At 70.2% G+C, this 24,006-nt stretch carries 21 protein-coding genes and 1 pseudogene; 6 read left to right on the top strand and 16 right to left on the bottom strand.

From position 1 onward, the window contains the following. Positions 1 to 17: 17 nt before the first annotated feature. The 3 genes from AB0M36_RS36235 to ndhC form a co-directional block, all read right to left on the bottom strand. Complete coding sequence (locus AB0M36_RS36235; RefSeq protein ID WP_364167018.1) at positions 18 to 515, bottom strand: SRPBCC family protein; 498 nt, start codon at positions 513 to 515, stop codon at positions 18 to 20. Next, entirely contained in the window at positions 512 to 1,162 is a 651-nt protein-coding gene (locus tag AB0M36_RS36240; protein WP_364167020.1) for a DivIVA domain-containing protein, read from the bottom strand. Before AB0M36_RS36240 ends, AB0M36_RS36235 begins: the two co-directional genes overlap by 4 nt. A gap of 70 nt (positions 1,163 to 1,232) precedes the next feature. After that, complete coding sequence (ndhC, locus tag AB0M36_RS36245; RefSeq protein WP_364167022.1) at positions 1,233 to 1,610, bottom strand: NADH-quinone oxidoreductase subunit A; 378 nt, start codon at positions 1,608 to 1,610, stop codon at positions 1,233 to 1,235. 199 nt (positions 1,611 to 1,809) lie between these two features. Between ndhC and AB0M36_RS36250 the strand changes: the two genes are divergently transcribed. Both AB0M36_RS36250 and AB0M36_RS36255 read left to right on the top strand, forming a co-directional pair. Further along, positions 1,810 to 3,663: a 2-oxoacid:acceptor oxidoreductase subunit alpha gene (locus AB0M36_RS36250; protein ID WP_364167024.1), complete on the top strand. Its 1,854-nt coding sequence runs from the start codon at positions 1,810 to 1,812 to the stop codon at positions 3,661 to 3,663. After that, on the top strand, positions 3,656 to 4,678 hold the full coding sequence (locus AB0M36_RS36255) for a 2-oxoacid:ferredoxin oxidoreductase subunit beta (protein WP_364167026.1): 1,023 nt from the start codon (positions 3,656 to 3,658) through the stop codon (positions 4,676 to 4,678). The genes AB0M36_RS36250 and AB0M36_RS36255 overlap by 8 nt, the downstream gene beginning before the upstream one ends. Before the next feature lie 12 nt (positions 4,679 to 4,690). On the opposite strand, the gene AB0M36_RS36260 is transcribed toward AB0M36_RS36255, so the two are convergent. The 4 genes and pseudogenes from AB0M36_RS36260 to AB0M36_RS36275 all read right to left on the bottom strand — a co-directional run bounded on the left by AB0M36_RS36260 (position 4,691) and on the right by AB0M36_RS36275 (position 10,423). Beyond that, positions 4,691 to 5,701: a potassium channel family protein gene (locus AB0M36_RS36260; RefSeq protein WP_364167029.1), complete on the bottom strand. Its 1,011-nt coding sequence runs from the start codon at positions 5,699 to 5,701 to the stop codon at positions 4,691 to 4,693. Between the two features lie 91 nt (positions 5,702 to 5,792). After that, positions 5,793 to 8,159: an adenylate/guanylate cyclase domain-containing protein gene (locus tag AB0M36_RS36265; RefSeq protein WP_364167069.1), complete on the bottom strand. Its 2,367-nt coding sequence runs from the start codon at positions 8,157 to 8,159 to the stop codon at positions 5,793 to 5,795. Positions 8,160 to 8,702: 543 nt separating this feature from the next. Continuing rightward, a pseudogene (locus tag AB0M36_RS36270) lies at positions 8,703 to 9,122 on the bottom strand (adenylate/guanylate cyclase domain-containing protein); the annotation flags it as partial. A 1,073-nt stretch (positions 9,123 to 10,195) separates the two neighbouring features. Continuing rightward, on the bottom strand, positions 10,196 to 10,423 hold the full coding sequence (locus tag AB0M36_RS36275) for a zinc ribbon domain-containing protein (protein WP_364167031.1): 228 nt from the start codon (positions 10,421 to 10,423) through the stop codon (positions 10,196 to 10,198). Between the two features lie 553 nt (positions 10,424 to 10,976). On the opposite strand from AB0M36_RS36275, the gene AB0M36_RS36280 reads away from it, so the two are divergent. The 3 genes from AB0M36_RS36280 (at position 10,977) to AB0M36_RS36290 (ending at position 13,909) form a co-directional block, all read left to right on the top strand. Further along, positions 10,977 to 12,467: a murein transglycosylase gene (locus AB0M36_RS36280; protein ID WP_364167033.1), complete on the top strand. Its 1,491-nt coding sequence runs from the start codon at positions 10,977 to 10,979 to the stop codon at positions 12,465 to 12,467. 81 nt (positions 12,468 to 12,548) lie between these two features. Further along, positions 12,549 to 13,571, top strand: coding sequence for a GNAT family N-acetyltransferase (locus AB0M36_RS36285; RefSeq protein WP_364167035.1), 1,023 nt, complete (start codon positions 12,549 to 12,551; stop codon positions 13,569 to 13,571). Between the two features lie 170 nt (positions 13,572 to 13,741). Continuing rightward, positions 13,742 to 13,909, top strand: coding sequence for a hypothetical protein (locus AB0M36_RS36290; protein WP_364167037.1), 168 nt, complete (start codon positions 13,742 to 13,744; stop codon positions 13,907 to 13,909). 265 nt (positions 13,910 to 14,174) lie between these two features. Here the strand turns inward: AB0M36_RS36290 and hemB are convergent, their stop codons facing one another. The 9 genes from hemB to AB0M36_RS36335 form a co-directional block, all read right to left on the bottom strand. Then, complete coding sequence (gene hemB, locus AB0M36_RS36295) at positions 14,175 to 15,164, bottom strand: porphobilinogen synthase (RefSeq protein WP_364167039.1); 990 nt, start codon at positions 15,162 to 15,164, stop codon at positions 14,175 to 14,177. A 37-nt stretch (positions 15,165 to 15,201) separates the two neighbouring features. Further along, positions 15,202 to 15,336, bottom strand: coding sequence for a hypothetical protein (locus tag AB0M36_RS36300; RefSeq protein WP_364167041.1), 135 nt, complete (start codon positions 15,334 to 15,336; stop codon positions 15,202 to 15,204). A 79-nt stretch (positions 15,337 to 15,415) separates the two neighbouring features. Continuing rightward, a complete protein-coding gene (locus tag AB0M36_RS36305) occupies positions 15,416 to 17,002 on the bottom strand; it encodes a uroporphyrinogen-III synthase (RefSeq protein WP_364167043.1) in 1,587 nt (528 codons plus the stop codon). Next, a complete protein-coding gene (gene hemC / locus AB0M36_RS36310) occupies positions 16,999 to 17,928 on the bottom strand; it encodes a hydroxymethylbilane synthase (protein ID WP_364167044.1) in 930 nt (309 codons plus the stop codon). Before hemC ends, AB0M36_RS36305 begins: the two co-directional genes overlap by 4 nt. Continuing rightward, positions 17,925 to 19,220: a glutamyl-tRNA reductase gene (locus tag AB0M36_RS36315; RefSeq protein WP_364167046.1), complete on the bottom strand. Its 1,296-nt coding sequence runs from the start codon at positions 19,218 to 19,220 to the stop codon at positions 17,925 to 17,927. The genes hemC and AB0M36_RS36315 overlap by 4 nt, the downstream gene beginning before the upstream one ends. Continuing rightward, entirely contained in the window at positions 19,217 to 19,957 is a 741-nt protein-coding gene (locus tag AB0M36_RS36320; protein WP_364167048.1) for a redox-sensing transcriptional repressor Rex, read from the bottom strand. The genes AB0M36_RS36315 and AB0M36_RS36320 overlap by 4 nt, the downstream gene beginning before the upstream one ends. Before the next feature lie 235 nt (positions 19,958 to 20,192). After that, positions 20,193 to 20,834 (bottom strand): HAD hydrolase-like protein, encoded by a 642-nt coding sequence (locus AB0M36_RS36325; protein ID WP_364167050.1) that lies wholly within the window; start codon positions 20,832 to 20,834, stop codon positions 20,193 to 20,195. A 10-nt stretch (positions 20,835 to 20,844) separates the two neighbouring features. Then, on the bottom strand, positions 20,845 to 21,093 hold the full coding sequence (locus AB0M36_RS36330; RefSeq protein WP_364167052.1) for a glutaredoxin family protein: 249 nt from the start codon (positions 21,091 to 21,093) through the stop codon (positions 20,845 to 20,847). After that, positions 21,090 to 22,607 (bottom strand): AMP-binding protein, encoded by a 1,518-nt coding sequence (locus AB0M36_RS36335; protein ID WP_364167054.1) that lies wholly within the window; start codon positions 22,605 to 22,607, stop codon positions 21,090 to 21,092. Before AB0M36_RS36335 ends, AB0M36_RS36330 begins: the two co-directional genes overlap by 4 nt. 380 nt (positions 22,608 to 22,987) lie before the next feature. Between AB0M36_RS36335 and AB0M36_RS36340 the strand changes: the two genes are divergently transcribed. Then, positions 22,988 to 23,848, top strand: a complete 861-nt coding sequence (locus AB0M36_RS36340) for an ECF subfamily RNA polymerase sigma factor, BldN family (RefSeq protein WP_364167071.1) — start codon at positions 22,988 to 22,990, stop codon at positions 23,846 to 23,848. Positions 23,849 to 24,006: the final 158 nt, after the last annotated feature.

A 24,006-nucleotide genomic window follows, 5' to 3' on the forward strand; every position in this document is an offset into this window, starting at 1 on the left:
GGCACCCTCCGACAAACTCAGGACAGCTTGCCCTCTTCCACCAGGCGGCCGAACTTCTTGAGCGCGCCCTTGAAGCCCATCTTCGATCCCGGCCAGAGCACGGGCCAGGCGAGCTTCCCGGCCGCGCCGCTGGGCAGGTGGAACCACTCGTGCATGACCACCTGAGTGCGGTCGCCGCCCATCGCCGTGCACCGCATCGAGCCGGGCCCGCGCAGCACCTTGCCGCAGTGAACGACCCGCAACTCGTAGGGGGCGTCGACCCGGACCACCCGCATCTCGTCGCGGACCACCGCGGGACCCAGGGCGGTAACGGCCTCGATGAGGCTGCCCTCGCCGCCGTCGCCCTCGACCACGCGGACCTTGGTGAACGGGATCCAGTCGCTCTGCCGCTCCCAGTTGAGGAACGCGGCGAACACCTTGGGCGCGGGCGCTCGGACTATGACGGTCGCGGTGACCTCCCCGGTGCCGGGTTGCGCGGCGTCGCCGAGGCCGCCGACCGGCCCGGTCTCGCTCATCGGCGCTCCGCCGGCTCTTCGTCCCCAGCCGGCTCGACGCGATCCGCCGGGGCCGGGGCCGAGGACTCCGCAGAAGCGGCCCCAGCCGTCCCGGCCACGGTGGGGGGCTCCCCGGACGGGACGTCGGGCTTCACGGACGAGGACGACGGCTTCGCGGGCGGGACGTCGGGCTTCACGGACGAGGACGACGGCTCCGCGGGCGGGACGTCGGGCTCAGCGACGACAGTCGGCTCAGCATCCACCGAAATGGGATCATCGGGAACCGGGCCCGGTGGCAGAGACGGCGGCGCGACGGCCGCCTCCCTGGCACGGCGCAGCACGTCGGCGTCGGCCGTCCGACCCTCGCGCAGGGCCGTGACCTCCGCTTCCAGGACCCCGATCAGTTCGCCCTTGTAGCCGATGTCGTAGGCGGCCCGCTGCAGCGCCTGGTCGACCTGGGACATCCGGTAACCGCGGAAAGCGGTGTCGAAGCGGGTCCGCACGACGTCTTCCTCGCCCAGCGGTCGGTCGCTCGGCAGCGGCAGCGCCCGGCCGTCCGGCTCCACGGGCGTCAACCCGGAGTCTCCGCCGCTCACCATCACGGTCACGCCGAAGACGATGGCCGCCACCACGAGGGCGACGACGACGAAGAGCAAAAGCTGACCCATGGGCACGATCGTGGCACGAGCGCTGCGGAGTGGCGAGCCCGCCACCCCGCCTGTGGACAAACCTCGACCGTCAGGTCCAGGTAAGGATCTTCTTCCGCCACGCGTACACGATCCCGAGCGCGAGAACCGCCACGAATATGCCCATCTCCGCCACGGTCACCACGCCGAAGCCCGGTCGATCGAAGATCACGGCCCACGGGAAGAGGAAGACCGCCTCGACGGCGAAGAGCACATACAGGTACGCGTACACGTAATAGCGAATCTGTGCCTGCGCCCAGTCGGTGCCGACCGGGTCGATGCCACTCTCGTACGCGATGCGCTTGCCCGCGGGCTCCGCCGGATTGGCCGGGCGCAGCAGCTTGTTCGCTCCGAAGGCGCCGACGAAGACGAGGACGCCGGCCGCCAGCACCAGGCCCAGCGTCGCGTACGAACCCAGATACCCGTCCACGGGCGCAGCCTAGCGAACCCCCGGACGAACCGGGGTGGCTCAGGTAAGCCAAGCCTGGCTACTGTGGTCGTCGGTCTGTGATCGGACAGCAACCCTTACCAACGGCGGTAAGGGGCGCCGACGTAGGCTGGAAGTGACTAATGCGAGCCGGCTCATCGATGTGCGTACCCGCCGGCCGGCTCCCTCAGGAGGTTGGAACGTGGCCGCTCCCGCGAAGCGTGTCGAGCAGCTGGACCGCGTTGTCATCCGGTTTGCCGGAGACTCTGGTGACGGTATGCAGCTCACCGGCGATCGGTTCACCTCGGAGACCGCTCAGCTCGGCAACGACATTTCGACGTTACCTAACTTTCCCGCGGAGATCCGCGCGCCCGCGGGCACCCTGCCGGGTGTGTCGAGTTTCCAGGTGCATTTCGCCGACTACGACATCCTCACGCCGGGCGACGCGCCGAACGTGCTGGTCGCGATGAACCCGGCCGCGCTCAAGGCCAACCTCGCCGACCTACCGGCCGGCGCGGACATCATCGTGAACACCGATGAGTTCTCCAAGCGCAACCTGGCCAAGGTCGGCTACGCGGTGAGCCCGCTCGAGGACGGCTCGCTGGAGGAGTGGTCGGTGCACCCGGTGGCGCTGACATCGATGACGGTGGCGGCGCTCGCGGACTCCGGCGTACCCAAGAAAGACGCCGAGCGTGCCAAGAACATGTTCGCTCTCGGCCTGCTGAGCTGGATGTATTCCCGGCCGTTCGAGTCGACGCTGCGCTTCCTGGAGCGCAAGTTCGCCAAGCGACCCGAGCTGGTGGCGGCCAACAAGGCGGCTTTCCAGGCCGGGTGGAACTTCGGCGAGACCACCGAGACCTTCTCGGTCCGCTACGAGGTCAAGCCCGCGAAGATGGCCCCGGGCACCTACCGCAACATCACCGGCAACGCCGCGCTCGCCCTGGGCCTGGTGGCGGCCGGTGTGCGGGCGAAGCTGCCGGTGTTCCTGGGTGCGTACCCGATCACACCGGCCTCGGACATCCTGCACGAGCTCAGCAAGCACAAGCGTTTCGGCATCACCACCATGCAGGCCGAGGACGAGATCGCCGCGATCGGCGCCGCGCTGGGCGCCTCATACGGCGGCGCGCTCGGCGTCACCACGACCTCGGGCCCCGGTGTGGCCCTCAAGGGCGAGACGATCTCCCTGGCCATCGCCCTTGAACTGCCGCTGGTGATCGTCGACGTGCAGCGGGCCGGCCCGTCCACGGGCATGCCGACCAAGACCGAGCAGGCCGACCTCAACATGGCCCTGTACGGACGCCACGGCGAGGCGCCGCTGGCCGTGATCGCGCCGAAGTCACCCTCGGACTGCTTCCACGCGGCGATCGAGGCAGCGCGCATCGCGCTGACCTACCGCACGCCGGTGATCCTGCTCTCGGACAACTACGTGGCGAACGGCTCCGAGCCGTGGCTGCTGCCCGAGGTCTCCGAGCTGCCGGATCTTCAGGTCAGCTTCGCCACCCGGCCGAACGGCGAGGACGGGCGCTTCCTGCCGTACCTGAGGGATCCGCAGACCATGGCCCGGCCGTGGGCCGTGCCCGGCACGCCGGGCCTGGAGCACCGGATCGGCGGCCTGGAGAAGGCCGACAAGACCGGTGACATCTCCTACGACCCGGCCAACCACGAGTTCATGGTCCGCACCCGCGCGGAGCGGATCGAGGCCATCGAAGTGCCCGACATCGACGTCGAGGACCCGGACGAGAACGCGCGCGTGCTCGTGCTGGGCTGGGGTTCGACCTACGGGCCGATCGGGGCCGCCTGCCGGGCGCTGCGCCAACGCGGCCTGCCCATCGCCCAGGCACACCTGCGGCACCTCGCGCCGCTGCCGGCGAATCTCGGCGAGGTGCTGAAGGCGTACGACAAGGTGATCATCCCGGAGATGAACCTGGGTCAGCTGGCCCACGTCATCCGCGCCCGATATCTCGTCGACGCCGTTCCCTTCAACCAGGTCAGCGGCCTGCCGTTCACGGCCGCCACGCTGGAGAACATGCTCGAGGACGTGGTCAAGAATGGCTAGCCCGACGATTCCGCTGAAGTTGACGGCCAAGGACTTCAAGTCCGACCAGGAGGTCCGCTGGTGCCCGGGCTGCGGTGACTACGCGATCCTCGCGGCCGTGCAGGGCTTCATGCCCGAGCTCGGCATCCCGCGGGAGAACATCGTCTTCGTCTCCGGCATCGGCTGCTCGTCACGCTTCCCGTACTACATGAACACGTACGGGATGCACTCGATCCACGGGCGCGCCCCGGCGATCGCCTCGGGCCTGTCCGCGTCCCGCCCCGACCTGTCGGTCTGGGTGGTGACCGGCGACGGCGACGCGCTCTCGATCGGCGGCAACCACCTGATCCACGCCCTGCGGCGCAACGTCAACCTCAAGATCCTGCTCTTCAACAACCGGATCTACGGGCTGACGAAGGGCCAGTACAGCCCCACGTCGGAGCTGGGCAAGATCACAAAGTCGACGCCGGCGGGCTCGGCGGACTCGCCGTTCAACCCGCTGTCGCTGGCGCTGGGGGCGGAAGCGACCTTCGTGGCCCGCACCATCGACTCGGACCGCAAGCACCTGCAGTCGGTGCTGCGCGCCGCGGCCGAGCACGAGGGCTCGGCCTTCGTGGAGATCTACCAGAACTGCAACATCTTCAACGACGGCGCCTTCGAGCTGATCAAGGACCCGTCCACCCGGGACGACCACCTCATCCGCCTCGAGCAGGGCAAGCCGATCACCTTCGGGCCGGAGGACCGCTACTCGGTCGTGCACCCCGAGGGCAGCTTCGGCCTCAAGGTGCAGGAGGGCGGCGCGCCGATCGTGCACGACGCGACCGTCGACGACCCGGCGTACGCATTCGCCCTGAGCCGGCTGTCGGGATCGGATCTCGGCACGACCCCGATCGGGGTCTTCCGCAACGTCCAGCGCCCGTCCTACGACGACCTCATCCAGAAGCAGTTGCGGGACGCCAAGGCCCAGTCGACCGGCACTCCCGAGGAGATGCTCGGCGACCTGCTCAACGCCGCGGACACCTGGACGATCATGTGACCTGGGCGAGCCTCAGTGCACCACCGCGCTGTTGGTCTCGTCGCGGATGTAGATGAGCATGTCGCCGGTGTCGATGGTCTCCGCGTGCTCGCCGCCGAGCGCGACCACCTTGCCGCGCCGGATGAGGGCCACCACCAGCGTCTTCAGCTCGCGCGGGTTCCGGCCGACCTCGTCACGCTCCGCGGAGCGCATCGCCAGCGCCATGCCCTGACCGGGCGTGAGCAGGTCCTCGACGACGTCGATCAGCGGAGGCGTCGTCGTGGTCAGCCCGAGCAGGCGGCCGGCGGTCGAGGACGAGACGATGACGTGGTGGGCACCGCTCTGTTTGAGCAGCGCCGCGTTCTCCTGCTCCCGCACCGCGGCGATGATGCGGACCTGGCCGGCGGTCAACTGCCGTACGGTCAAAGAAATGAGGACCGACGCCTCATCGCTGTCGGTGGCGATGATGACCGACTTGCAGTTCTTGACGTCGGCCTGCAACAGCACGGCCGAGCGGGTGGCGTTGCCCTCGATGGCGACCAGTCCGTTGGCCGCGGCCTGCCGCAGTGCCACCTCGCGGCTCTCCACCACGACGATCCGCGACTTGTCGTAACCGGTCTCGAGCAGTGCGCTGATTGCCGCGCGGCCCTTGGTGCCGTAGCCGCAGACGATGACGTGGTCCTTCAACTTTCGCCTCCACCGGCTCACCCGCAGGCTGTTCCGGTACTGATCGGTCAGCACCTCGAGGGTCGTTCCGACCAGGATGATCAGGAAGAGCACCCGCGCCGGGGTGATGAACAGGATGTTGACCAGCCGCGCGTCCGGCGTCACCGGGGTGATGTCGCCGTATCCGGTGGTCGACAGTGACACGACCGCGTAATAGAAGCAGTCGAGCAGGGTGAGGCCGTCCTCGTTGACGTCCCGGTATCCGTCCCGGTCGGCATAGATCGCGAAGGCGGCGAGCAGCACGAGAACAACCGCCGCCACCATCCGGACGGCGAGGGCCCGCAACGGTCCCTGCCGAACGAGGGGGAGATGAATCACTGGACGTCCGCCTGCACGTTCACACCATAGCGGCCTGATCCCATAGCGCTTTCCAGGACATCACGACCGGAACGGGCTTTCCGTCCGCGCCTCAGCTCAGGGTCTGCGCGAAGCGGGCCGAGCCATGCTCCAGATCCGGGTGCTCGACGGCCAGCGCGGCCGCCACGGCCCTGGTGAACCCCATTTCGATGCCGTCCGCATAGGCCGCATCGAACGTCGCGTCCCCCAGCCGTCGGCGCAGAGCGGTCTGCTGAGCCGACCAGAACCCGCCGAACTGCGTAGCCCGCAGCGAGCCCCGCACCGACTCCGCGCCGCCGAAAAGCACGGCTGCGGTGATCGGATCGTCGCCCAGCACGCAACGCACCGCGATGGCCGCGACGGCGTCGGCGGCCGCACCCCGGAACCCGTGCCGCAGCCGGGACCGCAGAGCAACCACCAGGTGGTCATGCGCCGCGACCAGGTCACCGCGGCGAAGCGCCACCATCCCCAACAGCCAGTCGACGGTACGCCGGCCACGTTCGTCCGGACGTCCCGCCTCGATGAGCCGCGCCCCGCCCAGCAACTCGGCCGCCTCGTCCAGGGCATTGCGGTGCCAGAGCAACTCCGCCAGCGCGATGATCGCGGACAGCGCCGCCGCCGGCACCCCGTCGCGCTCCGCGCGGGCGACGACCTCCCGGCAGATCGCCTCCGCCTCCCGGGGCCGCCCGGCCTCGATCAGCGAGACCCGGTAGCCGGCCTGCGCGCGAATGAGCAGAAACGGCTCATCGGCCTGCAGAGCCATCCGCTCCGCCCGCCCCAGAAACCGCGTCCGCTCGTCCCGGTCGGCACAGAGCCCCGCATGCACCAGATAGGCGGACGCCATCTCCGCGGGCGCGACGGGTACGGACCCGAGGCTGTCGTACAACCGGTACAGCAGGCTCCGGCCCTCCTGGGCACCGCCATGCTCCCGCCACCACGGCTCCAGCGCACCGACCAACCGCAGCCCGGCACGAGGATCGCCACCGGACACCGTCCAGCGCAGCGCCGACTCCCACTCCTTCACGTACGGGGAAAGCTCGGTCAGCGAGACCGTCCGAGGCTGCCCGTCGGTATCGACGACGACCCCGTCCAGGGTGTGCAACGACCAGTCAACATGCCGATCCCGCGCCTGCTGCTCCTCCCCGGCCGCGGCAAGCCGGCGCGCGGCGTGCGCCTTGACCTGCTCGGACATCCGGTATCGCGGCCCGGCCACCACCTCGATGAGCGACCGATCGGCAAGCTCGGAAAGCGCTCCGAAGGCGTCGTCGCCGGACCACTCGACGGTGCCTAGCTCGACCGGGCCGGCGAAGACGGCAAGGCGGCGGAGCAGGGCGGCGGCCGGTGCGCTGAGACCGCGATACGACCATTCGAGATTGCGGGTCAGGCTGTTGTGCCGGTCTCGACCCTCGCAGCCTTGAACCTCGCGGCCCCGAGCCTCGTAGCCTCCAGTCTCGTGGCCTCCAGTCTCGTGGCCTCGAGCCTCGTAGCCTCCAGTCTCGTGGCCTCCAGTCTCGTGGCCTCGAGCCTCGCTGCCGGGGTTCCCGTAGCTGGGATTCTCGTAGTTGGGACTTTCGCGGCCGGGGTCGAGGGCTGCGACCGGGTCGTCGAGGCGGGCGGCGAGTTGCGCCGCCGACAGCAGCCGCAGTCGGTCGGCGGCGAGCTCGACGGCCAGCGGATGACCGTCCAGCTTCGACGCCACCCGGCCAAGGTCGGCCGCCTCCTCATCCGCGATGGGCCGTCCACCGCGCGCCGCGACCACCCGGTCCGCGAGCAGCGCGTAGGCGTCCCCCGGCGCCATCGGCGGCAACCGCCAGACCAGCTCACCCGGCAACCCCAACGGCACGCGCGAGGTAGCGAGCACCTCCAGGCCGGGACACACGTTCAGCAACCGGCGGACCAGGTGCTTGGCCTCGCCGGGAAGCGCATCGCAGGTATCGAGGAGCAGAAGCATGCGACCATGCCGGCAACGGTCGACAATCGACTCGAGAATCGGCCGGCCCGGCTCGGTGCGCACCCCCATCGCGGCGGCCAGCGCAGCCTCGGGTCGCCCCTCGGCAAGATCGACGACCCAAACCCCCTCCGGGTACGAAGGCAGCACCTGCTCCGCAACCGCAAGCGCGATCCGCGTCTTGCCGCCACCCCCGAACCCAGCCACCGTGACTATCCGGTGCGTGCCAACCAGTTCGCGCAGCTCAGCGACGTCGTTCTGCCTGCCCACGAAGGCCGTCACAGGAGCGGGAAGATTGTGCACGGGCGCGGTCGCGGTGCGCGGAGGCGGAAAGGACCGCTCCAGGCCAGGGACAACGATCTGCAGAAGCCGCTCCGCGTCGTCGAAGCCACGAAGCCGGTGCAGGCCAAGATCGATCAGATCGATACCGGACAGGGTGTCGAAGAGGTCGCTGCCCGCCGGGGCGCTGTCCTCGATGGGCAGTCCGCCCACGGCCCCCAACGCGGATGAGGCCGCGTCGCAGGACGGGCAGGATTCGGTACCGAGCGCGCGCGTCAGCGGCCTGAAGCCGGAGGATCCGTCCCGAACCGCGCCAGCCCGAGGCCCGGAACCGTCTCGGCTCGCGCCAGGTCGAGCGCTGGATCCGTGGCAGATCGCGCTGGACCGCGAGCCGGACCCTTCGCGGGTCGCGCCAACCCACGTGCCGGACCCTTCGCCCGTCGCCCTGGACCGCGAGCCGGAACCCTCGCGGGTCGCGCCAACCCACGTGCCAGACCCTTCGCCCGTCGCCTTGGGCCACGTGCCGGACCCTTCGCGGGTCGCGGCTACCTGCGATGCGTCCCGGACCGTCCCGATCTGCGGGCCGGAGCCGCGCGTCCCCTCACGCGCCGCGCCCACCTGCGGGCCGGAGCCGCACGTCCCCTCACGCACCGCACCCACCTGCGGCCCGGAACCGCAGGATTCGGCGCGGTTGCCCGGCAGGACCGTGGGGGCGACCGGCATCAGGTCTGGGAACCAGGTGATCGTGGCAAGAGCGGTGGCCTCGGAGCACAGGATCTGGCCTCCGTGCGCGGCGGCGGCCACCCGGGCGGCCCGGTGGACCTCCGTGCTCGTGTATTCGCCGCCGACCGGCGTAGCCCATCCCGTGTGGAGTCCCATCCGGACCCGGGGAGCGGCCTCAGGACTGGGCCAGGGATATGCGGCGAGTGCGCGCTGCGATGCCACGCAGGCCGCGACCGCAGCCGCCGCATCGCCGAAAGCGACGAAGAAGGAATCACCCTCAGTGAAAAGCTCGATTCCGGAGTGATTACGCAACGCATATCGAAGCACCTCACGGTGAGCGTTCAACACGCTGCGGTACGTTTCGCCAAGCATCCGGGCCAACCGCGTCGAGCCTTCAATGTCGGTGAACACGAAGGTCACCAGCCCACTCGGCAGCTCGGTCCGTCCCGACACGGTAAGAACCTCCGCCCCCTAGGGAAGTCGCGATCTATGCTGCCGCACCGCAATCACGCGGCACATCGTAGAAACGGTCGGTAGCCGTCCTCCCGCCACGGCCGACCCCGTAAGGACGACCCCCGGAAGAGTCATTGACGCCTAAGCGCGGCGCTACGCGTGACGTAACGATGCGGTTCATGTTCGGGTCACGCGGTGAATGGTCAATTCCACCGAGCCGAACGGACGTACCCGCAAGAGTCACCCTGTGCGACATGTCGTGCGACTCCGCCAGGTGAACGCTCGACTCCGGACGGACACCACCCTCATCGGACGGTCGTTCGCCGGCGCAACCGTGCAGCTCAGAGCCACCGAACATCTACCGACATGCTCATGGGATCCACCCCGCCCGCGCACCACCCTCCCGCGAGATTGGACGCAGGCCCAACTTGGCGGCGACGCTCAACTGCCCGCCGGCATCAACCCACAGGAACCTAACGGCCCCACCCCAGCAACGGTGGCGGCCGAACCCGACCCGACGGCGACGGCCGGCGAAGGCAACAGCCCAAAACGGCCGGTCGATAGCAACACCCAGAAGTGACCGAACGAGGGCGACACGCAAGCCGCCGAACGTCCGCGGCACCCGGAAGCGACCGGACGACCGCCGCACCCGAAAGCCGCCGGACGATCGCAGCGCTCGGTAGCGGCTGGGCGTTTGCGGCCTCTCCAGCAACGGCAGTGGTCACCGTGGCGTGTCTACTCAGCGTCCGATCCGGCCGCCCTGCGGAATCCGTAACCGGAACCGAAGCCGGCATCTGCGACGGACCGGCCCTCCCCGTGCAGACATCACCGACGACGGCCGACGCCGGGTCCGCAGCCGACGCCGGACCCGCAGCGCAAGCCACAGCCCAAGCCGGGGCCGTAGCCGGAGCCGTAGCCGGAGCCCAAGCCGGAGCCGCAGCCCAAGCCGGAGCCATGGCGGGTCCGCACCTCAGCCAGGGTCTACGACCCGGCCAAAGTCGCGAGACGTCGCCAGCTCGGCAGCTACTCCTCCGCCGAGCGTCCATCACCACGCCGATCGTCACCCCACGCGGTCAGCAACCACACCCTCCGCCGCAGCATCCGCCGCCCGCCGGCGGCGACGGCATCGAGGGCATCGAGGGCACCGAGCCGCCTCGGCCGGTGAAGGCGACCGTGGAGAGGAGCTTCACGGTGTCCGCATGGCCCTGGGGGCACGTCGCCGGGGCAGAGGCCTCGGCCATTGGACGATTTAGTTCGAAGGTGTCACCGCACGCGCGGCATCGGAAGTCGTATCGCGGCATCCGCACAGGGTAGGGGCTGGATGGCATGGTTCGCTGCATCGCAGGTGCGTGGTTGTGGACGCCTGCCATCGGCCCGGGTGCATGGGCTCGGTGGTGGTCCCCGCCCGGTAGTCTCTTGCGCGTGGTAGACGGGCAAGAGACACCTTCGAAGCGTCCGGCGGCACCGCATCTCGGTGGTCCTCTCGGCAGCTCGGGTGCCGCGCCCGCGGAGGCGACCCCGGCCGCCGGGACAAAGCCATCTGAAGAGGCCAGGCCGACTCCAGACGAAGCGCCGTCCCGGAGTGAAACGCCCACCCGGACCAAGAAAGCCGCCAAGGCGACAAAGGCCGGAAAAGAAGCCGAGGGCGCGAAGACCGGCGCCGCGGGAGTCGCGCAGAGTGACCCCGTCGAGGCCGCCCCCGCAGCTCGGCTTCAAGACGCGAAGGCCGATCCCGCCGCGGCCGAGGGCATGAAGGACGCGACCCGCGCCGAGGAGGCTAAGAGCGATGCCACCTCGACCACGGATGCAGCCGCCGAACGACCGACGCCCGGAAACAAGGACGCGGAAGTAGTCGTGAAGCCTGAGGTCCGGCAGCCGAGCACGGCCGAGACCGCCCCGAATCCGCCCGAGGACAAGGCCGATGCGAAGCCCGCGAGCAACAAGACCGACCCGAAGCCCTCGAACGCCAAGATCGACCCGGAGCCCGCAAACACCAAGACCGTGCCGGAGCCCCCGGACGCCAGAACCGACGCCAAACCCGGGAACGAAAAGACCAGCCCGAAGCCCACGAACACCGACGCCGACGAGAAGCCCGCCAAGGACCGGAGCGACGCGAAGGGCGCCGGGGACCAGAGCCAGGCCAAAGGCGCCGGCGGCGAAAGCAAGGCGAAGGGCGCCGAAGGCGAGACCCAAGCCAAGGGCTCCGAGGGAGTGACCCAGGCAAAGGGCGTCGAGGGAGAGCTTCAGGCGAAGGGCGCCGGAGGCGAGATCCAGGCGAAGGACGCCGGAAGCAAGGCCGACGAGAAAGCCGCCGACGGCAAGACCCAGCCGGACGCTCCCGCGAAGACCACGAAGACGACCGATGCGGACGGCATGCCGGCGCCGTCGGCGACCGTCGCGGCCCTCGCCTCGCGCAGCCGCGCCGGCCGCACCAGCCGCGCCCTCCGGAAGGCCCACCCGGCGCGCGTGGCCCGCAACACCTCCGACTGGGCCAGGCGCCCCTCCGGCCGGCTCATCCTGCCGGCGATCGTCGCCGTGCTGTTGCTCGGCGCCGCGGGGACGGCCGGGGCTTATCTTGTGCCGAAGGCTCTGGACGCTGCGCCGACTCCCAGCGCCACACCCGCGTTCGGTGTCGATTCCGGGGAGCCCGTGGCGCCGCTGCCGAACATCAGCCTGCCGACGAGCCTGCCCGGCACCGGCACCGCGCCTACGGTCGGCGGTGGGTTGCCTGGGACGACGCCCGTCGGTGTTCCCGGCAACCGGCCCTCCGACGCGCTGGCCGGCTGGGCGCAGCAAGCGGGAACGCGGGTCAGCATTCCCGTGGTCGCCGTCCAGGCGTACGGATATGCGGAGCTGGTCGTCGCCAGAACGGCCCCGACCTGCCACCTGAGCTGGACCACGATCGCCGCCATCGCGAAGGTGGAGTCGGCGCACGGCAGCGCGAACGGCGCGGTGCTGGGCGTGGACGGCTCCGTGTCGCCACCGATCTTCGGCTTGCCGCTCGACGGCAAGGGCGGGCGGCAGCTTATCCGCGACAGCGACCAGGGCGTGCTCGACAAGGACGCCCAGTTCGACCGGGCGATGGGGCCGCTGCAGTTCATCCCCACGACCTGGAACGAGGTCTCCGCCGGCAACGCCGTCGACGCCGACAACAACGGGGTGTCGGACCCCAACGACATCGATGACGCGGCCCTCGCCACGGCCGTCTACCTGTGCAAGGGCGGTCGGGACCTGTCCAAGGCGGACGCCTGGTGGGACGCCATCTTGTCCTACAACGCCGTCCGCCCGTACGCGCAGAAGGTCTTCGACGCGGCCAACGAATACGGCGTCCGCAGCCGGTCCTGAATGGCAACCCACAGTGACGGGTCGCATACATTTGTGGACCCGGCACTTCCCTGAAGGTCGAGATACCGGCAAGCTGTACGGGTGAGGGTGCGTGAATGGGATCCCCGGTCCGCGTCGGACGCGGAGATCCGGTCGCTCGTGGAGACGCTGAACCACGTGCTGGCAGCGGACGTCCCGAACGATCCACCGTGGCAAGACGTCCAGGTCAGAGAGTATTTCGCCGAGACGATGCCGGGTGAGCGCCGGATCAGTTGGGTCGTCGAGGACGATCGGCTTCCCGACGGTGAGAGCACCATCTTCGGTCACGTCACCCTGCTCCTGCTCGGTGACATCGGCGTGCTCGAGGTGGCCGTCCACCCCAAACTGCGCCGTCGCGGTCTGGGTCAACAGCTCGTCGCCGTCGCGGCCCGGAGGGCCTATCTCGAGGGTTTCTCGTCGCTCGGTGTCGAGGCGATCGGCGACACCCCCGCGATCGCTTTCTACGAGTCTCTCGGCTTCGAGCGGGAGTATGTGGAGACCCGCAGCGTGTTGACGCTGTCCAGCGTGGATTGGAGCGCCCTCGGCACGATGGCGAACGGCATCAGCGCCGGCTACCGGGTCGAATATCACCCGGGCGGCCCGCCGGAGCTGCTGCTGGAGGCGTACGCGCAGGCCAAGCTCGAGGGCCAGGACGGCGACGACAACGACCTGGACCTGCGCCCGAGCTCGTCCGATCCGCAGCGGCTGCGGGACAGCCTCAACACGCTGCACCGGCGTGGCCTCAAGCCCTACATCGTGCTGGCCATCCACGAGGCGACGGGTGCGGTCGCCGGCCTCACCGAGGTCGTCGTCCCGGCGCAGCATCCCGAGCGCGCCGATCAGTACGACACCATCGTCGTGCGGGAACATCGCGGCTACGGGATCGACCGGGCGATCAAGTCCCGGATGCTGTTCGAACTGCGCCAGGCAGAGCCCGATCTGCGCGAGGTGCAGACCTGGAACGCGCAGCACAACGAGTCGATGCTCAAGGTCAACGCCGAGTTGGGGTTCCAGTCCGATCGAGACTGGTATGAATACGGCGCCGACGTCGCGCAACTGGTGCAGAGGCTGGAACCCACGGACTGACCTGGACTGCCGGGTCCGCGACGCGCGAGTCTGGCGGTTCCGTTCTTCGGTACGGCTGAAAGCATGCGGCCAGAGTGCCGGAAGACCGCCGACGGGTGCGGCGCCCCTGTGGATGAGCACGCATTGTGGATAACCCGGTTAGGCCCCGGAAGGCGGGGTAGGTTCGCCGCATGACAGACGAACCGATCGAGGTTGGCGAGCCCGACGAGACGTCGGGCGAGCGGGAGAACAAGGGCTCCGTGGATCAGCCGTGGGAGCCGGGTGAGCAGCGCTACAGCGAGCGACCCGAGCAGGGTGGAGAAGCACCCGGCCCGGTCAACGTCGAGCCGCCAGACTGATCCGCCCACAACGCGGCCACTTCGTCGACCAGGCCCGCCGCTCCGCGGGCGGACCCAGATAGACCAGGCGGCCGGGCAGAGGTCGTCGTCGGCCGCGAAGGACCGCACCACTGAACCCGCCAGGCGCGACTAAACCCGCCAGGCGCGACCGCGGAGCAACGCGTGAAGGAGGCCGAAGGGAGGCGCGTAGGAAGGGAGCGGCAGGAAGGGAGCGGCAGGAAAGGCGCGATAGGAAGGGAGCGAGAGGAAAGGCGCGACGGAAGCGTCAGTACCGGTCGCGCAGGAGCTGGGCGGCTTCGGTCGCCCAATAGGTCAGGATGACCTGGGCACCCGCACGCTTGATCGACGTCAGGGTCTCCAGCATCACGCCCTCCCGGTCGAGCCACCCGTTGGCCGCGGCGGCCTCGACCATCGCGTACTCACCGGATACCTGGTAGGCGGCGACAGGGATCTCCACCCGGTCCCGGACGGCGGCCACCACGTCGAGGTAGGGCAGTGCCGGCTTCACCATGACCATGTCCGCGCCCTCGGCCACGTCCAGGTCCACCTCACGCAGCGCCTCGCGGATGTTGCCGGGGCTTTGCTGGTAGGTGCGGCGGTCGCCCTGCAGCGTCGATTCGACGGCCTCGCGGAAGGGGCCGTAGAAGGCGCCGGCGTATTTGACGGCGTACGCGAGTACCGCGACGTCGGAATGTCCGGCCTGGTCGAGGGCCCGGCGGATGACGCCGATCTGGCCGTCCATCATTCCGGACGGGCCGACGACGTGGGCTCCGGCCTCGGCTTGGGCGACGCCCATCTGGGCGTAGAGAGCCAATGTCGCGTCGTTGTCCACCGTGCCGTCTGGGGCGAGGACGCCGCAGTGGCCGTGGGAGGTGAACTCGTCCAGGCACAGGTCGCTCATGACGATCGTCGAGTCGCCGACCTCGGCGATGACGTCCCGGATCGCGACGTTGAGGATGCCGTCGGGATCGAGGCCGCCGGAGCCGGTGTCGTCCTTGTGCTCGCTCGTGGGTACGCCGAAGAGCATGAGGCCGCCGACGCCGGCGCGGACGGCCTCGTGGGCGGCCTTGCGCAGCGACTCCCGGGAGTGCTGCATCACGCCAGGCAGCGACGAGATCGGCCGCGGGTCGGTCAGCCCCTCCTTGACGAACAGGGGCAGCACCAGTTCGGCGGGCGCCACCCGCGTCTCCTCGACCAGCCGGCGCATGGCGGCCGAGCGCCGCAACCTGCGTGGGCGGATGTCCGGGTAGGCCATGCTCACTCCCTGAACCGGGCCGGCGCGAGGCCGGCGATCAGAACCAGTCCGACATGAGACCGGCAATCAAACCGGGCCGGCGCGAGGCCGGCGAACAAACCAGGCCGGCGAACAAAACCAGGCCGGCGATCAGAACAAGGCCGGCGATCAGAACAAGGTCGGCGATCAACACCAGGCCGGCGATCAGAACCAGGCTGACGATAGCCGTCCGGGCCGGTCACCATGAGGCGTCCGGCCCGGAGAAGAGACTACTAGCGGAACCGCAGAGCCGTCGGCCCCTGCACCTTCGAGCCGCGGCGCTGCTTCGCGGGCATCGCGGCCAGCTTTTCGCGGAGCTCGACCGCGTAGGAGGCCAGGGCCTCGACGAGGTCCGGCACCGAGGCGTGCTGCGGCTGGACGTCGACGCGCAGGCCGAACTCCGTCGCTGTCTCGGCAGTCTTGGGGCCGATCACCGCGACCACCGTGCGGGCGTGCGGCTTGCCCGCGATGCCCACCAGGTTGCGGACCGTCGAGGATGACGTGAACAGCACCGCGTCGAAGCCGCCCGACTTGATCGCGTCGCGGATGTCGGCCGGCGGCGGGGCCGCGCGGACGGTCCGGTAGGCGGTGACGTCGTCGACCTCCCAGCCGCGTTCGATGAGGCCCGCGGCCAGCGTCTCGGTGGCGATGTCGGCGCGCGGCAGCAGCACCCGGCCGACCGGGTCGAGGATCTCGTCGTGCGGCGAGAACTCCGCCAGCAGGCCCTCGCTGGACTGGTCGCCCGCCGGGATCAGCTCGGGCTGGATGCCGAAGGCGCGGACCGCGTCGGCGGTCGCCTCGCCGATGCAGGCGATCTTCACGCCGCCGAAGTGGCGGGCGTCGAGGCCGTGCTCGGCGAACTTCTCCCAGACCGCGCGGACCGCGTTGACCGAGGTGAAGACCACCCAGGCGTAGCGGCCGTCGACCAGGCCCTTGACGGCCCGCTCCATCTGCGCCGGGGTGCGCGGGGGCTCGACGGCGATCGTGGGGACCTCGCACGGGATGGCCCCGTACGCGCGCAGCCGGGCGCTCATCGCTCCCGCCTGCTCCTTGGTCCGCGGCACGAGGACCTTCCAGCCGTACAGCGGCCGGTTTTCCCACCAGCTCAGCTTGTCGCGCTCGGCGACCTCCGCGCCGACCGTGAGCACGACTCGGCCGGTGAAGCCCAGTGCCGCCGCGACGAAGCTGTCGACGGTCGACGTGGTCGTGTACTGCGTCTCGCCGGTGCCGTCGCCGGTCACGCCGACGGCCGTGCCCGGCTCGACGCCCGCGGCCAGCAGGCCGTCGCGGACGGCCGCCAGGTCACCGGCGTCGACCGCCACCGCGAAGGAGCCCTTCTGGGCCGCGCCGGCGAGCGCGTCGAAGTCCACCGCGGTCACGTCGTCGATGTCGGCGACGGTGCGGACGCCGGGCAGCGGAACGCCCGCGTACGTGGCGACGCCCTCCGCCTGGCCGAGGCCCGGCACGACCTCGAAGTGCACCGCCGTGCGCGCCACGGCCTGCACCTCGCGGACCACGGCCTCGTGCCCGAACGGGTCGCCGGCCACCAGGTGCACGGCGGACAGGCCGGACTTCGCGGCGGAGAGCAGCACCTTGGCGACGTCGCCTGGCGCGCCCTCGGCCGGGCTGAACTGGGTGTCGTCCTTGGCCTCCGCCTTGATCGCCGCGAGCAGCGACTCGGGGACGCCGCGGTCGTAGATGACCTGGTCGGCGTCGGCGAGGGTGTCGTGGGCCCGGCGCGTCAAGAGTCCCGGGTCGCCGGGTCCGGCGCCGACGAACGCGATGCTTCCCGCGCTCTTGCGGGCGGTGCGGGTGGTCATTCTGTGCTCCCCATCAGGGTGTCGGCGCCGGCTTCGAGGAGATCGGCGGCTAGCGCCTTGCCGATCTCCGCCGCGTCGGCGGGCGTACCGGTGCGCGACAGCCGGACAGCTCGAGCCCCGTCCGGGCTGATCACCGCACCGCGCAGGTAGATCTCATCGCCGTGCTCGCCTTCGGCGAACTCGGCGTGTGCCGCGACCGGGGCAGAGCACCCGGCCTCGAGCGTCGCGAGCAACGCCCGTTCCGCCGTGACGGCGGCGCGGGACGGTGCATGATCGAGCGCCCCCAGCAGCTCGATCAGGTCTGCATCGCCGGACCGGCACTCCACCGCCAACGCGCCCTGGGCCGGGGCGGGCAGCATGAGCATCGGGTCCAGCGTTTCCGTGATCTCGGCGGCCCTGCCGAGACGCGCCACGCCGGCCCGCGCGAGGACGACCGCATCGAGGTCGGCTTCGGGGCCGAGCACTCGCGCGATGCGGCTGTCGACGTTGCCGCGAATCGGCGTGACCTGCAACTGTAGGCCCAAAGCATGCAGTTGCGCGATTCGGCGCACCGCGCCTGTGCCGACGGTGGCGTTCGGGGGCAGCTCCGCGAGAGTCATCCCGTCACGGGCGACGAGCGCGTCGCGCGGATCCTCCCGCTGGGGCACGGCCGCGAGGTGCAAGCCGGGGTGAACCCCGGTGGGCAGGTCCTTGTAAGAGTGCACGGCAAAGTCGATCTCGTCGGCCAGCAGCGCGTCGCGGAGCGCGGAGACGAACACCCCGACGCCGAGCTGCGCGACCGGTGCGGCCGATCGGTCTCCCGGGGTCACGATGCGCACAAGCTCGACCGGCACACCAGAGGAAGCCGTCACCAAGGAAGCGACCATCTGTGACTGCGCGAGCGCGAGCGCGCTGCCTCGGGTGCCGAGGCGCAGCGGGGTTCTCACGCTTGTCCTCCGATCTCGGGCACGGCGTCGGCCTGGGTGGCGTGCGGAACGTCGAGGTCGAAGAGCTCCCGCAACAGGGCCGCATACTGGTCGCCGCCGGGCTCCGCCGCAAGTTGACGAACCCGTACGGTGGGCGAATGCAGCAGCTGCTGCACGACCCGGTGCAGGGTACGGGAAATATCGGCCCGCTGCTCCTCGGTGAATTCCGACCGCCGCGCCGATAGTTTGCGCAGCTCAGACGCGACGACCTCGTCGGCGCGCGTCCGCAGGGCCGCGACCGTCGGGGCGATGTCCGCGCCGCGCAGCCAGCCCAGGAAGTTTTCGACCTCGGTGGCGACGATCTGCTCGACGGCGGCGGTCTCCGCGGCGGCCGGCAGGGTGCGCCGGCTGGAGGCCAGCCCGTCGATGTCGACGACCGTCACGTTCGGCAGGGCGGCGACATCGGGGGCGACGTCGCGCGGGACGGCCAGGTCGAGCACGACCAACGGGCGCTCGCGGCCGGCGAGCTGAGCGGCGGTGAGCACGGGCTCGGTCGACGCGGTAGCGCAGACCACGACGTCGGCGTCGCGCAGGGCGGAGTCGAGGTCGGCGAACTCGACGGCGGTGGCCCCGTACGCCTCGGCGAGCCGGGCGGCCCGTTCGGCGCCGCGGTTGGTGATGTGCAGCGGGCCGACGCCGGTCCGGGTGAGGGTGGCCACCGACAGGGCACCCATCGCTCCGGCGCCGATCACCAGGCCGGGGCGCCCGCTCAGATCGCCGCCGAACGCGCTGGCGGCGACGTCGAGGGCGGCGGTGACCACGCTCTGCCCGGCGCGGTCGATGCCGGTCTCGGCGTGCGCGCGCTTGCCGACCCGCAGCGCCTGCTGCATGAGCTCGTGCAGCAGGCGGCCGGCCGAGTCGGCCTCGGTGGCGGCGTGGTACGCGTCACGGAGCTGCCCGAGGATCTGCGCCTCGCCGACGACCATCGAGTCGAGCCCGGAGGACACCCGGAACGAGTGACGCACGGCCGCCTCGTCGTAGTGCACGTACAGATGGCCGGCGAGCTCGTTGGCGCCGATGCCGGACTGCTCGGCGAGCACGTTGCAGACGTCGGCGAGGCCGCCGTGGAAGCCGGAGACGGCCGCGTACACCTCGACGCGGTTGCAGGTGGAGAGGACGACCGCCTCGCCGATGTATGGCTGGGCGATGAGTTTGTGAAGCACGGCCGGGATGTCCGGGCCGGCGATGGTGAGGCGCTCGAGGGTGTCGACCCCGGCGGTGCGGTACGACGCGCCGATGCTGAGCAGGTTCACGACCCGACCGCCTCCTGGTTGCCGTTCTCGCCGACCCGTCCGCCGGGCAATGCCGTCAGGGAGGCCTTGCGGTGCTCGTGGAAGGAGAGGATCTGCAGCTCGATGGCGAGGTCGACCTTGCGGACGTCGACTCCGGCCGGCACCGACAGCACGCAGGGCGCGAAGTTGAGGATGCTGGTGACTCCCGCGGCCACCAGTTCGTCGGCGACGCCCTGGGCAGCACCGGCGGGGGTCGCGATGACCCCGATGGTGATCCCGTCCTCGACGACGGCGCGGCCGAGCTCGTCGACGTGGCGGACCGGCAGGCCGTTTATCGTCTTGCCGACCCGCTCGGCGTCGGCGTCGAAGAGGCCCACGATGCGGAATCCCCGGCTGGCGAAGCCGTCGTATCCGGCGAGGGCGTGGCCGAGGTTACCGACACCGACCAGGGCGACGGCCCGGCGCTGGTCGAGGCCGAGGATGTACTCGATCTGGTCGATCAGCAGGGCGACGTCGTAGCCGACGCCGCGGGTGCCGTAGGAACCGAGGTGGGAGAGGTCCTTGCGGAGCTTGGCGGAGTTGACCCCGGCGGCGGCGGCGAGGCCTTCGCTGGAGACCGTCTCGGAGCCGGTCTCGGCGAGGTTGTGCAGGGCGCGAAGGTATTCCGGTAGCCGCGCGATCGTCGCTTCCGGGAGGTCCGGGAAGGCGGGCACCGCACCGGCGTTGCCGGGCGTGTTTCCGTGACGCTGCTGACTCATCTGACTCCGTGCCGACGAGGTGGCGAACCTGCGGTGAGCCCTCTGTGGCCTGGATGGACCGGCTGTGGTAGCGGGGCTCGTCGGAGTCACAGAGTAGGCGCTTGTGAAGGCGTGCACAAATCGCGATCTTGATAGCGGAACTGGACAAAGATCGAGTCAACGTGCTATCCGCGCGCCGACCCCTGTCCGAGTATTACCGCTTACGCGCCCTCCCGGCCACCGCCGCCAGCGAGCATCACAGTGTCTTCGCCAGGGAGACTGCCTCCACCAGCGTGTCGACAACCGGCGTACCGGAGGCGCGGAGCCGGGCCGGATCGGTGAAGCCGCCGCTGTAGAGCACGCAGCGGGCGCCGACCGAGGCGGCCGCGTCGGCGTCGTCGATCGAGTCACCGATCAGCACCGCCCGTTCGCCGGGAACGTTCAGCTGGGCGAGGTGTCGGGCCAGGTGGCCGGCCTTGAGACCGCCGTCGACCTCGGTCGGGCGGCCGTCGATGCGGGCGAAGACGCCGGCCAGGCCCCGGGACTCCACCGCCGGGATCAGCTCGTCGTGGAACCACATGGACAGCAGTGACTGCGTACCCGTCCAGGCCTTGATCGCGGCCTCGGCGTCGGAAGCGAGCGGAATGGTGGTCAGACCCATCCGGTACGCCTCGTGGAAGATCCGGTCGAGCTCCTCGAACTCCTCCTCGGTGATCGCCCGCTCGAGGATTTCGGCGTAGAAATCCGACACCGGCCGCCGGAAGCGCTGCCGGTGCTCGTGGGAATCCACGCTGCGCCCGCCGGCGGTGGCGAACGTGTGATTCGAGGCGGAGACGACGAGCGAGAGATCGTCGAGAAGAGTGCCGTTCCAGTCCCAGACAAGATGAGTACGCGTCACGGCCGAGAGGCTACAACCGAGGGGCCCCCGGAGGTCGAGCCATATCCCGCAGCAGACGCTCCTCCTCGACCCGCCAGTAGCCGTGCTCCTTGCCGTCGAGGATGACCACCGGCACCCGATCGCCGTAGTCGCGCTCCAGCTCCACCGAGTCGGAAACCTCCACCCGGGTCCACTCGCCGGCGGCGATGCGGTCCAGCACCTGCTCGGCCACCTCACACAAGTGGCAGCCGGTGCGGCTGATCAGGGTCAGACGGGTCATCGGAGGGCTCCCTTGCGTACCTTGCCGATCGCGGAGTGCGGCAGCTCGCCGACCAGTTCGATGGCGGCCGGCAGTTTGAAGCGGGCGAGCTGCGCGGCGCAGAAGACCTGAAGCTCGGCGGGGGTCGGCGCGGGCTCCAGGGCCGGGACCACATATGCGTACGGCGCCTGCCCGGTCTGCGGGTCATCGACCGCGATTACGGCCGACTCGGCCACGCCGGGATGGGCGTCGAGCACCCGTTCGATCTCGGCCGGATACACGTTGAAGCCGTTGACCAGGATCAACTCGCCGATCCGGTCGACCAGCACGAGGTCCCCGGCGCCGTCGGCATAGGCGATGTCCCCCGTGGCCCACCAGCCGTCGGCGTCCGGGCCGCCGTTGCCGTCGGGCCAGTAGCCGGAGAAAAGGTTGTCTCCGCGCACGACGATCTCGCCCGGATCGGTCCCCTCGACCTCGCCCAGATCGATCTCGAGGTCGTCGGCGAGGGCCTCGGTCGGGATGCCGTCGCGCCACAGCACGGCCCCGTCCGCACTTCGCAGGAGCAACGCGACGCCGGGCAGCGGACGGCCGATCGAGCCGACCTTCTCGCGGTCACTGACCGCAGTTGTCGTGAGGACCGGGGCGGTTTCGGTCAGTCCGTACCCGACCATGATCGTCCGGCCGGTCGCGGCGGCGAAGCGGGCGGCCACGTCGGGGTCCAGCGGCGCCGCACCGCACACCGCGGTGCGCACCGTACCGAAAGAAGGTTCGGATTCCAGGGACCACGCGGCATACATCGAGGGCACGCCGATTACCGCCGTAACCTGGTGTTTCGCGATCAGCGCGAGGGTCTCGGCCGGATCGAACCGGTCCACGAGCACGCCGCACGCGCCGTGGTGCGCGACGGCACCAAGCCCGGTGTTGAGCCCGTACGCATGGAAGAAAGGAATCGCCAGCAGCACCACGTCGTCGGCCCCCAGCACCGGCGGATCGATGCGTCGCAACTGCTCGTGATTGGCCTCGAGAGCACGGTGCGTAAGCATGGCGCCCTTCGGCCGCCCACTCGTCCCCGACGTATAGAGCAGAACCGCGAGATCCGTCGCCGCCGGCGGATCTGCCGCGCCCTCAGGCCCGTCGTCGGTAAGAAGCGAAGGCGACGGTACGGCTACCCCCTCCCCCAACCGCAACCGACCCAGCACCGCATCCTCGGCGACCACCCGCGCCGCCCCGCTGTCGGCGAGCGCGAACGCCACCTCGTCCGGCGTGTAGCCGGGATTGAGCGGCACCGCGACCCGCCCGGCCCGCAGCGTCCCGAAATACGCGGCGGCGAAGTCAGGCGTGTTCCCGCCGATGATCGCCACCCGATCGCCGGGCCGGGTGCCGGCGGCCAGCCGACGAGCCGCGCGTTCGACACGTTGGTCCAGGTCGGACCAGGTCAGCACGGTGTCGCCGGCGATCAGGGCGGCGGCGTCGGGACGGTGGCGCGCGGCGTCACGCACGGGGTCACGGGCCGGCTCTTCGCTGAGGTCTCCCACGAGGCCCGAGTCTGACACAAAGGACACCCGAACGGGTGGGTCGGACATCCAGTCCGCGCCTGAGGTAAAGGTGCCCTACATCGTGTCAGAAGTTCCCCATGTCGCGTCTGCGCCACTTCGGGGTAAATTTGCGCGGCGCACACAGTGTGCGACTCCGTGTGCGCAGACTCCGCAATACTTCCGATCTGTGTAACGGAGTCCACATCCGTGGGTGAGGTCGGCCTGCTTCCGGGCCGCTTCACCCCGTTTTGTTGTGGACCGCCTTTCGGACACCCCTCATCGACGGCCCGCCGGGTCAAGGAGGCGCAGTGAGTCATGTGTACGCCGGCGATCCGTACGGCCGCGACATCTTCGCGGCTTACGCAGACGTCCCGGAGGGACTGAACGCTCTGCGCCAAGGCGTCGCCAACGCGATCCGCGGCGACGGACCCAAGCGGACCCGAAACCGGCCGCACATCAACGAATCACCGAGCCGCCACCTTCCGCCGACCGGGAACATCAAGGGCGGCCGGGTCGCCGTACCCGGCCGGCCGCAGCCACCGCAGCAGGCCGGCCCCGAGCGGCGGACCGGCGCCGCCGACGGCGACCAGGCCGTTGTCGTGCCGACCCAGAGCACCACCGGCCCGCCCAGCGAGTCCGAGCCCCCGAAATATCCGGCGCGCCCCGACCCGGGCGACGCCGCCGCGGAGGTCTGGGGCCTGGTCGAGCGCGCGCAAGGCGGCGACTCCGCCGCCTTCGGGCTGATCTACGACCGGTACGTCGACACCGTCTTCCGCTTCGTCTACTTCCGCGTCGGCAACCGCCAGCTCGCCGAGGACCTCACGTCCGACACGTTCCTGCGCGCTCTCAAGCGCATCGGCAGCTTCACCTGGCAGGGCCGGGACCTGGGCGCGTGGCTCGTGACGATCGCCCGCAACCTGGTCGCCGACCACTTCAAGTCGGGTCGCTACCGCCTCGAGGTCACCACCGGCGACGTCCTCGACGCCGACCGCGAGGACCGCGGCCCCGAGGGCAGCCCCGAGGCCGCCGTGGTGGATCACATCACCAACGTCGCGCTGCTGACCGCGGTCAAGCAGCTCAACCCGGAACAGCAGGAATGCATCGTCCTGCGCTTCCTGCAGGGATTCTCCGTCGCCGAGACTGCCAGGACCATGGGTAAGAACGAAGGAGCGATCAAGGCCCTCCAGTACCGGGCCGTACGGGCCCTGGCCCGGCTCCTGCCCGAAGGGTTCCAGTGGTGACGGTAATTTCCCAGATGTCGATCTCTCCCGCCGCTGTGGCGCAGGTCGCACCCGTAACCGGCCCCGCCCGTCAAGCGTTTGTCCGGGTGCGACCCGTGGTGGACCAACGGTCCGCCGGTTCCGTCGCGCTCGCCGGCACAGCCGCCGGCGAGTCACTC

Source organism: Actinoplanes sp. NPDC051346, assembly GCF_040682215.1.
GTDB lineage: Bacteria > Actinomycetota > Actinomycetes > Mycobacteriales > Micromonosporaceae > Actinoplanes.

Bases quoted from the DNA above. Each gene is read 5' to 3' on its own strand.
- AB0M36_RS36235 (WP_364167018.1), bottom strand. From the start codon at position 515: ATGAGCGAGACCGGGCCGGTCGGCGGCCTCGGCGACGCCGCGCAACCC.
- AB0M36_RS36240 (WP_364167020.1), bottom strand. From the start codon at position 1,162: ATGGGTCAGCTTTTGCTCTTCGTCGTCGTCGCCCTCGTGGTGGCGGCC.
- AB0M36_RS36255 (WP_364167026.1), top strand. From the start codon at position 3,656: ATGGCTAGCCCGACGATTCCGCTGAAGTTGACGGCCAAGGACTTCAAG.
- AB0M36_RS36275 (WP_364167031.1), bottom strand. From the start codon at position 10,423: ATGCCGCGATACGACTTCCGATGCCGCGCGTGCGGTGACACCTTCGAA.
- AB0M36_RS36290 (WP_364167037.1), top strand. From the start codon at position 13,742: ATGACAGACGAACCGATCGAGGTTGGCGAGCCCGACGAGACGTCGGGC.
- hemB (WP_364167039.1), bottom strand. From the start codon at position 15,164: ATGGCCTACCCGGACATCCGCCCACGCAGGTTGCGGCGCTCGGCCGCC.
- AB0M36_RS36305 (WP_364167043.1), bottom strand. From the start codon at position 17,002: ATGACCACCCGCACCGCCCGCAAGAGCGCGGGAAGCATCGCGTTCGTC.
- AB0M36_RS36320 (WP_364167048.1), bottom strand. From the start codon at position 19,957: ATGAGTCAGCAGCGTCACGGAAACACGCCCGGCAACGCCGGTGCGGTG.
- AB0M36_RS36330 (WP_364167052.1), bottom strand. From the start codon at position 21,093: ATGACCCGTCTGACCCTGATCAGCCGCACCGGCTGCCACTTGTGTGAG.